The organism is Streptosporangium sp. NPDC049046 (assembly GCF_040649155.1).
Taxonomy (GTDB): Bacteria; Actinomycetota; Actinomycetes; order Streptosporangiales; family Streptosporangiaceae; genus Streptosporangium.
The window spans coordinates 23,650-37,866 of the sequence record NZ_JBEZEZ010000042.1; the positions used below are offsets into that span (position 1 = coordinate 23,650).

The following is a 14,217-nucleotide window of genomic DNA, read 5'->3' on the forward strand; positions in this document are numbered from 1 at the left end:
CGTTTCGCGCATGACCACGTAAAGGACCCGATGGACCTCAAGCAGCTCACGGCGCTCGTCACCGTCAGCGACGTCGGCAGTGTCACCAAGGCGGCCCGCCTGCTCCGCGTCGTGCAGCCCGCGGTCAGCCGGCACATCCGCTCGCTGGAGGAGGAGATCGGTGTCCGGCTCTTCGAGCGCACCAGCCAGGGCATGACGCTCACTCCCGCGGGTGAGATCCTGACCGAGCGCGCGCGCCGGGCGCTCCTCGAACTGGAGCGGGCACGGGCCGAGATCCGGCCCGATCGCGGGCAGGTCCAGGGGATCGTCACGATCGGGCTGCTGGAGAGCACCGTCGAGATCCTCGCGGCTCCTCTGATGGAGTCGGTCGCACGGCGGCACCCGGGCATCGATCTGCGCCTGCTCAGCGCCTTCTCCGGCCACCTGCAGCAGTGGCTGGACGACGGCGCCGTGGACATGACCCTGCTGTACAACCTCGCGTCGACACCGTCGATCTCCGTCACACCGCTGCTGCACGAGTCGCTGTGGGCGGTCGCGCCGCCCGGCGCGGCTCTCGGCGACGCCGGCTCGCTGACCTGGGACCACGTGACGAGACAGCCACTCGTACTGCCCGTGGCCGGGCACGGACTGCGGACCCTCATCGACGAGGCGCTCGGCACCGCCGGCGTCGAGCCCACGGTGGCGTGCCAGACCAACTCGATGCTGCTGCAGAAGAAGCTGGTGTCGTCGGGAACCGGCTGGAGCGTCCTGCCCGCCGCGGGCGTCGCCGAGGACGTGGCGACCGGGCGGCTGAGCGGCGGCCCGCTGACCGATCCCGAGGTGTCCCGCACCGTTGTCCTCGCTCTGCAGCGGGGCGGCCGGATACCGGCCGCCGTCGAGGTCGTCGCGACCGAGGTCTTCCGGGTGACGCGCCGGTTGGTCGAGAACGGGGCGTGGCCGACGGCGCGTGCCGTCGAACGGCGGGACTGACATCGGCCCGTGTGGTCTCGGAGAACCCGCACCCGCCTCGCGACCGGCCGGAGGGTCCGCCGTCGAGCGCGGTGAGAACCGGCGGGGAAGGACATGCACCCGCGCCGCGAACTCCGTTCGCCGCGGGCGGATTCTGTCGGTCCTCGGTGCCAAGATCTTCCCGATCTGTCAGCCGAAGAGAATCGGACCCCCGTGAGCGACTACGACTGGATCGACGACGACGCGTTCTGCGTGACCTTTGTCCGCGGTCTCACCCCGCGCGAGGCCCTCGCCCGCTTCCCCACCGAGGTGCTCGACGGTGACGACGAGGAGGGGGACTACGAGGAGGGTCTCGTCTCCGCCCGCCCCGCCGAGGGCGGGGCCATCCTCAGTGAGTGGAACGGCTTCGCGGGGACGCTGCCGGAGATCCTGTCCCGGCTCTCCTCGGGAACGGTGACGGCGAGCGTCTTCCGCAACGTCAACATGGTCGCGAGCTTCGTCCACTACGCCGACGGGCAGGAGGTGCTCACCTTCGACTGGCTGTTCCCCGACGACGACGCCTCAGGCGCATACCTCGCCGAGCGGACCGAGCTCGGCCTGGCGGGCGAGGACGCCGAGGGGGATCTTCCGCAGGCGCTGAAACTGGCCGAGCGCATCACCGGCGTGCGGGCGAACGGTTCCAGCGAGACCGTGGCGGCCCACTGCGTGTTCGAGCACTACTGATCCGCCGGGATCCGCACCACGGCCCGCCCTCGGCCGGGAAAGGGCCGGGGACGGGCCGCGGTCAGTCGCGTGCGTTCGAGGAGTGGAAGAGCCGGCTCGCGAACACGACCACCACCCCCACCAGTCCGATGATCAGAGCCCACTTGAGGAGCGTGAAGAGGAAGCCCAGCACCGAGCCCAGCAGGAGGAAGCCGATCACCACGGCCGCCACGATCAGAAGAATTCGTCCCATGCACCCCACGCTAGGCCCCTGCCCGGCCCGGCGGCAGGCCTGGGCCCCGATCTCAGGGACAAGCCGGGGTTTCCCCTCATGCCCGTCCCCTCGCCCGGGTGCCGCAGGCCACGCGAAGGGTCCGCGTTCCCTGACCGGGCCGGGGATCAGCGGAGGGCGGCGCTCCCGCCGACGAGCGGGAGGACGACCGAGCTGGATCCGGGCTCGACCGAGACGCCGGTCCCCGGGGGCAGGCGCAGGGTGAAGTCACGGTCGGTGGACAGGAGCACGACGCCGATCCGGTGGCCGGCCTTGACGACGTAGTCGTTCGGCTGCAGGTCGAAGCGGAAGTCGTAGAAGTGCCCCTCGCGCAGAAGCTCGGTCTTCGAGGCGGAGTGGCGGTTGCGGACGTCGAGCCAGCCCCTTGTGATGATCTTGTAGGGGGCGGTCACCGTGATGTGCTCGGCCAGCCGGGTGCAGCCGGTGTCGCCGGGCACGCCCTGGCCGTAGCAGACCTGGGTGTCGCCGTAGACGACGCCGCCGTACGCGCGGGTGTCGGTGCCGTAGTCGACGAGCAGCGCCGTCAGGTACGGCGAGCGCCCGCCCTTGAAGGCGGCGCGCACCGAGACCTCCGGGGTGCCCGACAGGCGCGCGTCGCGGGCCAGGGTGCCCGAGACGTAGGCCAGCCGGTTGGGATCCGTGGCCTCGGCGTTCTCGGCGAGCTGCTCGGCGGTACGGGCGCTCTGGTCGACGAACGTCTCGACGGTGCGGCGGTCCCGGGGGCGGTCGGCGCTCAGGGTGCCGTTACGGCCGTCCTTGCCGGCGGCGAGGTGGAGCCGCGCGTCGCGGGTGCCGGGCAGCGGCCACGAGGCGTGCTGCGCCCACTGTCCCGGACCCGACTCCACGTCGGCCTGCGGCTCGTCCATGATGCCGTTGCGCAGGCCGTACAGGTGGAAGTCGAACCAGCGGTGGAGCTGGCGCAGCCACTCGGCGTTGCGTCCGGCGAAGGAGAACGGGTTGAAGTGCGCGCCCTGGTGGAGCCAGATCTTGCGGGGCACGTTCCGCTTGGCGAGGGCGTCCCACCACTGGACGGCCTGCTTGGTCTTGACGTTCCAGTCGTTGAGGCCGTGCACCAGGAAGACCGCGGCGCGGACCTTGCGCACGTCGTTGAGGTAGTTGCGCCGGTCCCAGAAACCGGAGTAGTCGCCGGTGACCCGGTCCTGGTCCTGCTCGATGCGGTCCATCAGCGCGCCACAGGTCTGCGTGGCGTTCTCGCGGGTCAGCACGTAGCGGGCGAGCACGTCGGCGTCCTCGCCCTGGTAGCCGCCGGGGGCGAGCACCCCGCCGTTGGCTCGGTAGTAGTCGTACCAGGAGGAGATGGCCGCGATCGGCACGATCGCCTTGAGCCCCTTGACCCCGGTCGCGGCGACGGCGTTGGGCAGCGTGCCGTTGTAGGAGACGCCGATCATGCCGACGTTCCCGGTGGACCAGTCGGCCCTGATCTCGTTCCCTGCCGCGTCGAACCCCCGGGCGCGGCCGTTGAGCCAGTCGATCGCGGCCTTGGGGCCCGCGGTCTCGTTGTCCAGGCCGGTCGTGGGGCAGCCGGTCGCCCGTCCCGAGCCGAGGTTCTCCACCAGCGCGATCGCGTAACCGCGCGGCACGAAGTAGTTGTCGTAGTAACCGCGGAAGGGCGGCGCGACCGCCCGGTTCACGTCGAGACCGTCGATGCCGAACATCTCGTCGCGCAGGTCCTGGAACTTGTTGCGCCGGTACTCCATGCCCGCGGGGTCGGAGCCGTCCAGGTCGACGACGTGGTTGGGCACGTCGTTGCCGCCCGCGTAGTAGGGGCTCGCCTCCATGATGACCGGGACCTTCAGCCCCGAGGCGGTCTCCTTGGGCCGCATGATGTCGACGGCGACCCGGTCCGGGCGGCCGTCGGCGTCGCTGTCGACCCCGGCGACCTCGACGAACACGGTCTCGGTGAGCGCGTCGGCGCGCGAGTAGACCGGCTTGGTCTCGCCGTCCTGGATAGGGGAGGCCGCGGATCGCGCGGCGGCGGCGGGCAACACGTCGGTAGGCAGCACGCCGGCGGGTAGCACGGCGGGCAGTACGCCGCTTGGCAGGGTGACCGCCAGCGCGACGATGGCCGTTTTCCATCTGTTCATCGAGGAAAGCTCCCAGAGGGTCGCTGAAAAACTGACAACTCCGGTCAATCTCCTGCGAAGCAATCTTGACCTGCAAGATCGAAGATATAACGAATAAGCGGCTATCTCGCGTTACGCGCGAGTTCCAGCGCGTATTCGGGGAACCAGTCGCCGGCGCGGGGCTCCCCCCGGTGGCACTCGCCGTCCGACTCGCCGGGCCGCTTGATCCACAGGAAGGCGTCCACCCGCTCGTGGCCGGTCTCGGTGGTCGGTTCCGCGCCGAGCGCGCGGCCCTTGGGGTTGCACCACGCGTCGTCGCCCTGCGCGTCGCGGACGGGGCCGTTGCCGTTGCGGGAGGTGTCGATGACGTAGCGGGCCCCGTCGACCGCGTCCGAGAGCCGTCCCGCGACGGCGACGCTCTCCTCGACGGTGAAGAAGTTGCTGACGTTGAAGGCGAAGCCGTCCGCCTGGGGCACCCCCGCCCTGCGCATGGGTTCGGCCCACTCGCCCGGGTTCTTGATCCAGCCGGCGTTCCCCGCGTCGAGGTAGACCTTGGCCGCGGGCTGTTTCTTCAACGTCTCCACCGCGCCGCGCAGCAGGTCGAGGCGCTCGCCCGCCTGACCGCCCTGGGTACAGTTGTCCAGGATGTGGGCGAGCGCGTCGGGTTCGACGACGACCAGCGCGGGCCGGTCGCCGATGCCCTCGGCGAACCGGCCGATCCAGGAGCGGTACTCCTCCGCGTCGGAGGCGCCGCCCGCGGAGAACTGGCCGCAGTCGCGGTTGGGGATGTGGTACGCCACCAGGACGGGGATCCGGCCCGCCTGCCGGGCCTTGGTGGTGATGGAGGCGACCCTGTCCTTCGGGTCCTGGTCACCGATCCAGATCGCGTTGGGCCGCTCGGCGATCTTACGGATCAGCCCGGCCTCCTCGGTCCTGCCCTCCCCCTCGAGTTTGCGGACCTCCTGGGCCGCGGCGCCGTCGGGGTCGACGTAGAACCCGCCCGCGGGGCCCGAGGGAGTGCCCCCGGAGGTGGCGTTCCCCGAGGCCGCGTTCCCGGAGGTGGTGGGCGGCGCGGGATCGCCGGTACAGGCCCCCGTCGCGAGAGCGAGAGCCAGCGCGGCCGCGAGGCCGTACCTGTTCATCGAATACCTCCGGCGTGGGGACCCCGGGCCGACCCCGGGGAACAGAAGTGGGAGGGCGCCGTACACCACCGGAGGGCTGCGGGGATCATGTCAGCCCTCTCCTCGGATGTGGACCCAGCGTGCCGGGGACGGCGTTCCCCGTTCGGTGACTCCGAACAGCATGTACCACCCTGGGGGCACCAGGGCTGGATTGGAGGGGATCTCGGCGATTATCCCGGTAGGCACCCGGGTGAACTCCAACTTGATCGAGCGTTGCTCCACATCGGTGACGTGGGTGACGGCGCTCGGGCGCATCAGCCGCACCTGGTGGATGCGTGCGGCGTCGGGAGTCTGGAAACCGGCCCTGCGCCCCAGGGACACGCTCTCGCGCCCGCCGGTGAACACCGGCGCCTTCTCGCCGTTGTGCAGGTAGGTCGGCGTGTAGATCTCGATGCGCTGGTCGAAGGTGCCGGGCAGGGAGCCCGCCTTGTCGCCGAAGAGCGGGTCGGAGCCCATGCCGAGCACCCGTCCGTCGGGCAGCAGGAGTCCTTCGGCGTGGTAGTTGCGGCCGACGGCGGGCGCCGCGGCCTCGTGGAAGCTGTTGCTCTCCGGGCGGTAGACCTCCGCGCGCAGGACGTCACTGGCGCCGCGTCCCCGGTAGTCGCTGGAGCCGTTGAAGGAGAGCACGCTGTCGTCGGGCAGCAGCACGGCGTTCGGGTAGCGCACCGGGTCGGACAGGTCGGGGCCTCTGACGTAGCGCGGGCTCGCCTCGGTGAGGTCGACGATGGCGGTCCTGGCGGTGGCGTTGGGCAGGCCCGGCTGGCGTTCCCCGACCGGCCCCCCGCCCATCACCATGATCCGCTGGTCCTGCGCGGGCGGCAGCAGCACGGAGGCGCCGGTCTCGTTCAACTCGGGCTCGGGCAGTCCGGGGACGGGGGTGAACGCCTCCATCTCGTCGGGCGCCATGCCTCCGACGCCGCCCGGGGTCTTCACCAGACGGTCGGTGTCGCGGCGGTAGTCCCAGATTCCGGGGGGACGCAACTCGAGCTGGCCGGGGCCGTACCCGGCGCTCATACCGGTGAAGAAGAGGGTGTCGTCCTCCAGCAGGAACAGCGCGGGGTAGGTCGGGAAGAACCTCTTGGGACCGGGCCGCCAGGTCTTGGTCCTGGGGTTGTAGATCTCGTTGTCCCTGGTGACCTCCCCCACGACGTCGAGTCCGGAGACGGTCATGACCCTGCCGTCGGGCAGGTTCGTCATGGTCGGGTACCAGCGCCCCTCGGCCATGTCCTGGACCTTGGTGTAGCGCTCGGTAACGGGGTCGAACTCGTAGGCGTCCCTGATGCCCTGGAAGTCCTGCTTCTCCATCGTCATGCTGCCGCCCATGGCGTACAGGTCGCGCTTCTCCCGGCCCTTGAGTCCCTGGATCTCGTAGTTGACGGAACCGGCCGGCGCGGTGAGCAGGCCGGCCGCGCCCTCGGTGACGGCCTCGGCGAAGACCTTGGTCTCGCTGGGCCGGATCCTCACCTTCCCCGGCACTCCGGTCTCGATCTTCTTCGCGGGCGGCACGCTGATGTGGGCGGTGGTGCGGTAGACCTGACCGCCGGGGGCGGTGAGCAGCGTGCCGGGGTGGAACTGCCTGGGCTTGGCGTCGGGGTTCTCGTTCTTGAAGGTCAGGGCGCCCGCGGCCCGCTTGACCTTGGCCTTCAGCACCTCGAAGCGGCCCGTGCCGCCCGCGATGAGGAGCTTGCCGTCGGGCAGCATCGTGTGTCCCGCGCAGAAGAGGTCGACGGGGGTGTCGATCAGCTTGAACTCGTCGGACCCGCCCGGCTTCGCCGGGTCCCACAGCACGGTCTTGAAGGTGCCCTTGTCGAAGTTGGCGGCGTTGTTCCCCGATCCGGCGACGATGAGCACCTTGCCGGTGTGCAGCAGCGCGGCGTGGATGGCGTTGACCTTGAACCTCTCGGGGACGTCGAGGAAGGTCCAGTGGCCGTGGGACGCCTTGTAGTCGTCGCGGTTGATGCTGTAGTCGCGCCACTTCTCCGTGGCGAAGCCCGCGACGGCGGGCAGGTTGATCGCGAGGACGGCGGTCACCACCGCCACCCCGACCAGGTGCTTGCGCAGGCGGCTCACGACTCGTCACCGACCGGCCGCAGGCCGCCCTTGACCGCCCGCAGGTTCCAGGCCCAGGTCACGAGCGGGCCCAGGCAGATGACCAGGGCGAGGATGGCCCACAGCGTCATGACCAGGTGGATGTGGCCGGTCCAGAAGACGGTGAGCAGCAGCCCTCCGCCGAAGATCGCCGCCCACCACAGGTGGATACGGAACGTGGCGATCTGGTCGGGGCTGGCCGAGTCGCCCTTGGGGGTGACCACGAACTTGCTGGGCCTGCGCAGCGCGGCGCCGATCAGCGAGGTGACGTAGATGGGCGCCGACAGCGCCGACATGACCATCCCCGCCACCCCGGAGGAGCCCTCCGGCTCGTGCGGGCTGACGTTGTGGCGCCGGTTCCAGGTGTAGAGCATGACCTGCAGCAGCGCCGCGTCGCCGTACAGCATGAGCCACATGTCCATCGGCACGGTCACGCCGGAGCCGCCGACGGCCATGAACAGGGTGGCGCTGAGCCCGGCGAGCAGCCAGTTGAGCGCGGACATCGGATAGAAGGTCACCATCAGGGAGTAGTTGAAGAACCGGCCGGGCGAGAGCTTCGGCGCGGCCTTCCAGAACTGGGTGAGCAGCGTCTCGTAGGTTCCCCGGCTCCAGCGCAGCTGCTGGGTGAAGAAGTCGGTCCACGAGGACGGCCCCTCCCCCACGGCCAGCACGTCGGGGGTGTAGACCGACATCCAGCGCTGCCCGGTCTCCGGGTCACGGGAGCGGTGGAACTCGATGCCGGTGGCCATGTCCTCGGTGATCGAGTCGTACAGGCCGCCGATCTGCTTGAGCGCGCGGATGCGCACCGCGTTGTTGGTGCCGACGAACATCGGCGCGCCGTACAGGTTGCCCGCCCGCTGGATCAGCGAGTGGAACAGGAACTGCTGGCTCTCGGCGGCCTTGGTGACCCCGGCGTCGTAGTTGCCGTAGACCTGGGGACCGACGACGAAGGCCACCCTCGGGTCACGAAAGTAGCCGAGCATGCGCTCGCAGAACTCCGGGAGCGGTACGTGGTCGGTGTCGACCGAGACGAAGAAGTCGTAGTCGTCGCCGTGCGCGTCCAGCCAGCTGTTGTAGTTGCCGTGCTTGGTCTTGGCTCGGAACGTTCCCTTGGGCTGGTTCCACTCGGGCACGCCCTTGCGGGTGAAGTGGCGGGCGCCCAGCCAGTCACAGAGTTCGCGGATGTCGGGGTCGTCGCCCTCGTCCAGCAGCCAGACGTCGAGCACGCCGTCGTGGCGGATCTTCAGCGCGGCGGCCAGGGTCTCCCTGACCATCTCCAACGGCTCCTTGCCGGGTACGCAGGTGGTGATGAAGGCCACCCGGGTGCCGGGTTCCGGCGCGACCGGGACCGGGTCCCTCGCCGCCAGCATGGCGTGCACGTTGGAGACCACGCTGACCAGCCGGAAGACCTCGATGAAGGCGATCGCGACGAGCATGATCCGGTCGGCCACCGGCAGATACCAGGGGATCGTGCCATAGGGGTCGGGACGGACGGTCCAGTGGTCGGGCAGCAGCAGCCAGACCATCAGGGTGAACTCCACGAGAAGGGCCGCGACCATCAGCAGCACCGCCCGCACCCGGTGCGGCTCGGTGGCCAGCAGGGAGCGGTAGCTCACGCGGTAGGGCACCCCGGGTTCCGGCTCGGTCACGGGCCCGGCCAGCCTGCTGAACTTTCCGTAGTCGTAGCCGGCGGTTTTCGCGGGAGCGCTCATCGATTCGGCGACCTCGGAGGACACGAAAGCAGGCCAAACACTGTGTTCCCCCAGGTAGATCGCGTAGGCCGCCCCCCGTCAAGGTAGGGTCACCCGCGGCCCGCGTGGTGATAAATCGTCACACATCATATTCGGATCGGTAAGCAAGATCTGCCCAACCCGGAGATGTGCGGAACATTTCACGCGGCTCTCTAGTTTAAGTTTCAACAAACGGGATGAGAGGACCACCAGACATGAACGTCGACATCCGCAGGTCCGACGAGCGCTACGCCACCAAGATCCCGTGGCTGGACTCGAAGCACTCCTTCTCCTTCGGCCGCCACCAGGACCTTTCCAACACCCACCACGGTGTGCTGCTCGTCAACAACGACGACATCGTCAAGCCGGGCACCGGCTTCGACACCCACCCCCACCGGGACATGGAGATCGTCACCTGGGTGATGCGCGGATCCCTCGTCCACCAGGACTCCGAGGGCCACTCCGGGGTGATCTATCCGGGACTGGCCCAGCGGATGAGCGCGGGGACGGGCATCCTCCACTCGGAGAAGAACGACTCGTGGCGGCTCCAGGGCGAGCAGCACACCGACCCGGTGCACTTCGTCCAGATGTGGGTGGTTCCCGACGAGGGTGGACTCGCCCCCGGGTACGAGCAGCTGGAGATCGACTCCGAACTGCTCGGCGGCGCCCTGGTGCCGGTCGCGTCCGGCATGGCCAGAGACGAGGGCCGCAGCGCCATCCGGATCAACAACAGGTACGCCGCGCTGCACGTGGCCAGGCTCCAGCCGGGCCAGAGCGTGCAACTGCCCGAGGCGCCGTTCCTGCACCTGTTCGTCCCGCGCGGCACCGTCGACCTGGAGGGGGCCGGGCACCTCGCCGAGGGCGACGCCGTCCGCTTCACCGCCACCGGCGGCCAGCGCGTCACCGCGACCGACCCGGCCGAGATCCTGGTCTGGGAGATGCACGCCGCCCTCGCCGCCTGACGGCGAGATCCGGCCCGCCACCGGGCGGCCTGGGACTTCGGCGGGATCCGTCCCGCCGAGCCCCGGATCGAAGGCCGCTCCCTCGCGCCCACCGGCAGGACCGGAGACGCCCCAGGGGGCATTGAGCCATGATTACCAACAAGGCTAGCCTTACCTCATGACTTCCCTCGACAGCGGTGAGACCGGCGAGACCGGCCAGATCGTCACGGTCACCTCAGAAGAAGAGCTGCGCCGGATCACCGGGGAGGCCACGGACGTCGTCCTGCGCAAGGACATCGGCCACCTCGACGAACACGCCCGCGACTTCATCGCCGCCTCACCGTTCGTCCTGCTCGCGACCTCGGCCCCCGACGGCACCTGTGACGTCTCCCCGCGCGGCGAGGAGCCGGGCGGCGTCCTCGTCCTCGACGACCACACGCTGGTGATCCCCGACCGGCCCGGCAACCGCCGGATCGACAGCCTGCGCAACATCGTCGCCAACCCGAACGTCGGCCTGCTGTTCGTGGTGCCCGGCACCGAGGAGACCCTGCGCGTCAACGGGCGGGCACAGGTGGTCAGCCAGGCCCCGTACATGGAGCGCCTGCGGGTGAAGGGCAGGCTCCCCACGCTGGCGGTGAGCGTCGAGGTGCGCGAGTGCTTCTTCCACTGCTCCAAGGCCTTCCGGCGCTCGGCGCTCTGGCAGCCGGAGCGGTGGCCGGAGCGCGAGTCGCTGCCCACACTCGGCCGGATCCTCAAGGACCAGCTGAACCTGGAGTGGTCGGCCAAGCTGATCGACGACGACCTGAGGGCCGACGCCCGCGAGAACCTGTACTGACGGTGAGGATATCGGCGAACGTCTCCCGGTGAGGTCCCGGCCGTCCGCCTTCCTCCCCGTCCCGCGGGCGAAAACCTGTACCCGAGCCGGGAGCGGCCCTGACAGGCTGTGCGGATGGATGCACGGTACGTCCCGGATCACCTGGTCTTGTCGGTGGTGGTCGGCTCGCGAGCGTACGGGCTGGAGACCGAGGAGTCGGACATCGACCGGCGTGGAGTCTTCGTGGCGCCGAGCCGGCTGTTCTGGCGGCTGACCAAGCCGCCCACGCACGTCGAAGGGCCGCTGCCCGAGCAGTTCTCGTGGGAGGTCGAGCGGTTCTGCGCTCTCGCGCTGGAGGCCAACCCGACGATCCTGGAGTGCCTGTGGTCGCCGATGGTCGAGCGCACCACCCCGGCGGGCGAGGAACTGCTCGCCATTCGGGACGCCTTCCTGTCCGAACGCGCCAACCGGACCTTCGTGGGATACGCCGACGCCCAGTTCCGCCGCCTGGACCCCGGGCGTCCCAGGTGGAAGCAGGCGATGCACATGATCCGCCTGCTGCTCAGCGGCCTGCACCTGGCCCGCCACGGCGAGCCGCTGGTGCGGATGGACGCCCACCGCGACCGGCTGCTCGCCGTACGCAGGGGAGAGCTCCCCTGGCAGGAGGTCGAACGCTGGCGCTCCGAGCTGACGGCGAGATTTCGCGGCGGTGGCGTGCTGCCCGCCGAACCCGACCGGCGGCGCGTGGAGGACTACCTGGCACGCACCAGGCAGGCCGCGCTGTGACGGGTCGTCCCGCCCTGGCGACCGGCCGAGATTCCCGCTGTGGTCGGAGGGCTCACCCGGGTGGCTCCTTCCCGAAGGATCAGAGCCTGGGATCGGAGCCTCGGGGAGGGGAGTTCGGCACCCGGCCGGGCGTGCGGGACGTCTCGGCGCCGTACGACACCTCCCACCAGCTCTCCAGCATGGGCACCTCGGCGGTGTCGACGCGCTCGCCCGGGCGGGGAACGGTGATGCGGACGTCGCGGGCCTTGGCCTCGCGCCACAGGCGGTCGACCGGCTCGGCCCACGGGTGCGTGGCGAGGGCGAAGGTCGCCCAGTGGACCGGCAGGAGCAGCCCGCCGCCCAGGTCGAGGTGGGCGTTGACCGCCTCCTCAGGATCCATGTGGATGTCGGGCCAGGCGGCGTTGTAGGCGCCGATCGGCATGAGCGTGAGGTCGAACGGGCCGTGCGCGGCGCCGATCCTCGCGTAGCCGTCGAAGTATCCGGAGTCGCCCGCGTAGAAGACCCTCTTCTCTCCGGCCGCGATCACCCAGGAGCCCCACAGGGTGACGTTCCGGTTGAGGGTGCGGCCGGAGAAGTGGCGGGCGGCGGTGGCGACGAACCGCAGGCCCGCGACGTCCGCCTCCTCCTCCCAGTCGAGCTCGATGATCCGTGAGGCGGGCACGCCCCACCGCTCCAGATGCGCGCCGATGCCCAGCGGCACCAGGAACGGGGCGGCCTGCAGCGCGGTGAGCCCGCGGACCGTCGCGCGGTCGAGGTGGTCGTAGTGGTCGTGCGAGATGACGATCGCGTCGAGTGGCGGAAGGCCCGCGAGCGGCCCGGGCACCGGGTGCAGACGGCGCGGGCCGACCAGCTGGGAGGGCGAGGCGCGCCTGCTCCACACCGGGTCGACGAGCACGCGGCGCCCCTCGATCTCCAGCAGCGCGGTGGCGTGGCCGTACCAGATGACGCTCAGCCCCGCCGGGGACGGCCCGCCCAGCGGGGAGGTCACCACGGGGACCGGTACGGCCGGGCGGCGCTCCTCGCGGTTGCGCACCATGTTCCGGACGACCTCTCGGGTGCTCTGCGCGGAGGGGACGAATCCTCCGGGCATGGAGTTACGGAAGACGCCGTCGTGGAACTGCGGCGAGCGGCGCATCCGCTCCAGCCGCTCCCCCTCGGCCCTGCCGCCGAGCTCCGCGGGGATGTCCTTCAGCGCCCACCCGGCGGCGGCCAGCGCCAGCCCGCCCGCGAGGAGACGCCCGATCGATCTGCTGCCCGCCATGCGGTTTCACGCTCCTGAAGTCGCCCGTGCCTCAAGAACGATCTCGACTCCGCGGGCATTCCCCTTACGCTCCGGGCGAGCCCGGCCCTCGCAAAATCCGAGAACACGCGGGCGGGAGAGACCGTCCGAGGCACGAAACAGCACCTGACGGCACCCGCGACGGCGTCCACGTCTCCGGCCGCGAAAGGCGTCACGATCTCTTCGAGGAGCGAGCACACGCCGACCGGCGCGTGGCATCACGAGGTGGACCACCGTCCTCGGGCGCCGGGGCGTTACGGGGCGAGATGCCGTTCGACGGTGGCGACCTTGGTCTCCAGGCGGCCGCCCTGCCCCTCGCGGATGTCCGCCTTGAGGACGAGGCTGACCCGTCCGGCGCGGGCCTCGACCGCCGCGACGGCGTCCCGCACCACGGTCATGACCTCGTCCCACGTCTCGCCCTCGACCGTGGTGAACATGGCGTCGGTCCTGTTGGGCAGGCCGGAGGCCCGGACGACGCGCACCGCCTCGGAGACGAGTTCGCCGACATCCTCCCCCACCCCGATGGGGGTCACGCTGAACGCCACGAGCACCGACATGGACAGTCCCTTCCCCGAATTCCCGCGGTGACGTCACCGGTCACCGAAGAACCCGATGAACAGTACCGAAATATGACGTCATACTATAAAAGTAGCGATCATGGAGTCATGAAGGTACAAATGCCGCGCACTGTCACGGAGGCCGAGGCCATCCAGGACGAGCTCAGGGCACTGCTCGACCTGGATGGTCCCGGACCCCGCCGGCCCGCGAGGATCGCGGGAGTGGACGTCGCCTACGACAGGGACCGGCTCGCGGCGGCGGTGACCGTCCTGGACGGAACGACACTGGAGATCGTCGAAGAGGTCGCCGTCACCGGCAAGGTGACCTTCGACTACGTCCCCGGACTGCTCGCCTTCCGCGAGGTCCCCGCGCTGCTGGACGCCCTCGCGCGGCTGTCCGCACCCCCCGACCTGGTCGTCTGTGACGGATACGGCCTGGCGCACCCGCGCCGCTTCGGCCTCGCCTGCCACCTCGGGGTGCTCACCGGACTGCCCTCGATCGGAGTCGGCAAGACCGCCTTCGTCGGCACCTACCCCGAACCCGCGCCCGAGCGGGGCGCGTGGAGCGACCTGACGCTGGACGGCGACGTCGTCGGCCGCGTGCTGCGCACCCGGGACGGGGTCAAACCCGTCTTCGTCTCCACCGGTCACCGCGTCGACCTAGACACCGCCTGCCACAACGTGCTGAACCTGACGCCCCGCTACCGCCTCCCCGAGACCACCCGCGCCGCCGACCGCCTCTCGCGACGGACCCTCGCCGAGAAGTGTCGTACGGACCTGGTTGGATCCGCTCAGCACAACAAGATGGGATAAAA

General features: G+C 70.2%; 13 protein-coding genes. 6 read left to right on the forward strand and 7 right to left on the reverse strand.

Translation table 11 applies throughout. The features are described 5' to 3' along the window. Positions 1-30 precede the first annotated feature (30 nt). Together AB0B96_RS37040 and AB0B96_RS37045 are read left to right on the forward strand one after the other, a co-directional pair. A complete protein-coding gene (locus AB0B96_RS37040; protein ID WP_362906468.1) occupies positions 31-969 on the forward strand; it encodes a LysR family transcriptional regulator in 939 nt (312 codons plus the stop codon). 192 nt (positions 970-1,161) lie between these two features. Beyond that, a complete protein-coding gene (locus tag AB0B96_RS37045; protein WP_362906470.1) occupies positions 1,162-1,671 on the forward strand; it encodes a DUF6461 domain-containing protein in 510 nt (169 codons plus the stop codon). Positions 1,672-1,732: 61 nt separating this feature from the next. Here AB0B96_RS37045 and AB0B96_RS37050 read toward each other — a convergent pair whose 3' ends face one another. From AB0B96_RS37050 to AB0B96_RS37070, 5 genes are all read right to left on the reverse strand, one after another. Further along, on the reverse strand, positions 1,733-1,903 hold the full coding sequence (locus AB0B96_RS37050) for a hypothetical protein (RefSeq protein WP_362906472.1): 171 nt from the start codon (positions 1,901-1,903) through the stop codon (positions 1,733-1,735). Between the two features lie 146 nt (positions 1,904-2,049). Further along, complete coding sequence (locus tag AB0B96_RS37055; RefSeq protein WP_362906474.1) at positions 2,050-4,047, reverse strand: Xaa-Pro dipeptidyl-peptidase; 1,998 nt, start codon at positions 4,045-4,047, stop codon at positions 2,050-2,052. 101 nt (positions 4,048-4,148) lie between these two features. After that, complete coding sequence (locus AB0B96_RS37060; protein ID WP_362906476.1) at positions 4,149-5,168, reverse strand: glycoside hydrolase family 6 protein; 1,020 nt, start codon at positions 5,166-5,168, stop codon at positions 4,149-4,151. A gap of 90 nt (positions 5,169-5,258) precedes the next feature. Then, positions 5,259-7,277, reverse strand: a complete 2,019-nt coding sequence (locus AB0B96_RS37065; RefSeq protein WP_362906478.1) for a galactose oxidase-like domain-containing protein — start codon at positions 7,275-7,277, stop codon at positions 5,259-5,261. Continuing rightward, positions 7,274-9,007 carry a cellulose synthase catalytic subunit gene (locus AB0B96_RS37070; protein WP_362906480.1) on the reverse strand — a complete coding sequence of 578 codons (1,734 nt, stop codon included), beginning with the start codon at positions 9,005-9,007 and terminating at the stop codon, positions 7,274-7,276. The genes AB0B96_RS37065 and AB0B96_RS37070 overlap by 4 nt, the downstream gene beginning before the upstream one ends. A gap of 233 nt (positions 9,008-9,240) precedes the next feature. Between AB0B96_RS37070 and AB0B96_RS37075 the strand changes: the two genes are divergently transcribed. The 3 genes from AB0B96_RS37075 (at position 9,241) to AB0B96_RS37085 (ending at position 11,566) form a co-directional block, all read left to right on the forward strand. Further along, positions 9,241-9,987: a pirin family protein gene (locus AB0B96_RS37075; protein WP_362906482.1), complete on the forward strand. Its 747-nt coding sequence runs from the start codon at positions 9,241-9,243 to the stop codon at positions 9,985-9,987. A 157-nt stretch (positions 9,988-10,144) separates the two neighbouring features. After that, a complete protein-coding gene (locus AB0B96_RS37080; protein WP_362906484.1) occupies positions 10,145-10,801 on the forward strand; it encodes a pyridoxamine 5'-phosphate oxidase family protein in 657 nt (218 codons plus the stop codon). A 114-nt stretch (positions 10,802-10,915) separates the two neighbouring features. Then, entirely contained in the window at positions 10,916-11,566 is a 651-nt protein-coding gene (locus AB0B96_RS37085) for a nucleotidyltransferase domain-containing protein (RefSeq protein WP_362906486.1), read from the forward strand. 79 nt (positions 11,567-11,645) lie between these two features. Here the strand turns inward: AB0B96_RS37085 and AB0B96_RS37090 are convergent, their stop codons facing one another. After that, entirely contained in the window at positions 11,646-12,827 is a 1,182-nt protein-coding gene (locus tag AB0B96_RS37090; protein WP_362906488.1) for an MBL fold metallo-hydrolase, read from the reverse strand. A gap of 272 nt (positions 12,828-13,099) precedes the next feature. Beyond that, positions 13,100-13,396: a thiamine-binding protein gene (locus AB0B96_RS37095; RefSeq protein WP_350948460.1), complete on the reverse strand. Its 297-nt coding sequence runs from the start codon at positions 13,394-13,396 to the stop codon at positions 13,100-13,102. Positions 13,397-13,510: 114 nt separating this feature from the next. Between AB0B96_RS37095 and AB0B96_RS37100 the strand changes: the two genes are divergently transcribed. Beyond that, a complete protein-coding gene (locus tag AB0B96_RS37100) occupies positions 13,511-14,215 on the forward strand; it encodes an endonuclease V (protein ID WP_362906490.1) in 705 nt (234 codons plus the stop codon). Positions 14,216-14,217 lie beyond the last annotated feature (2 nt).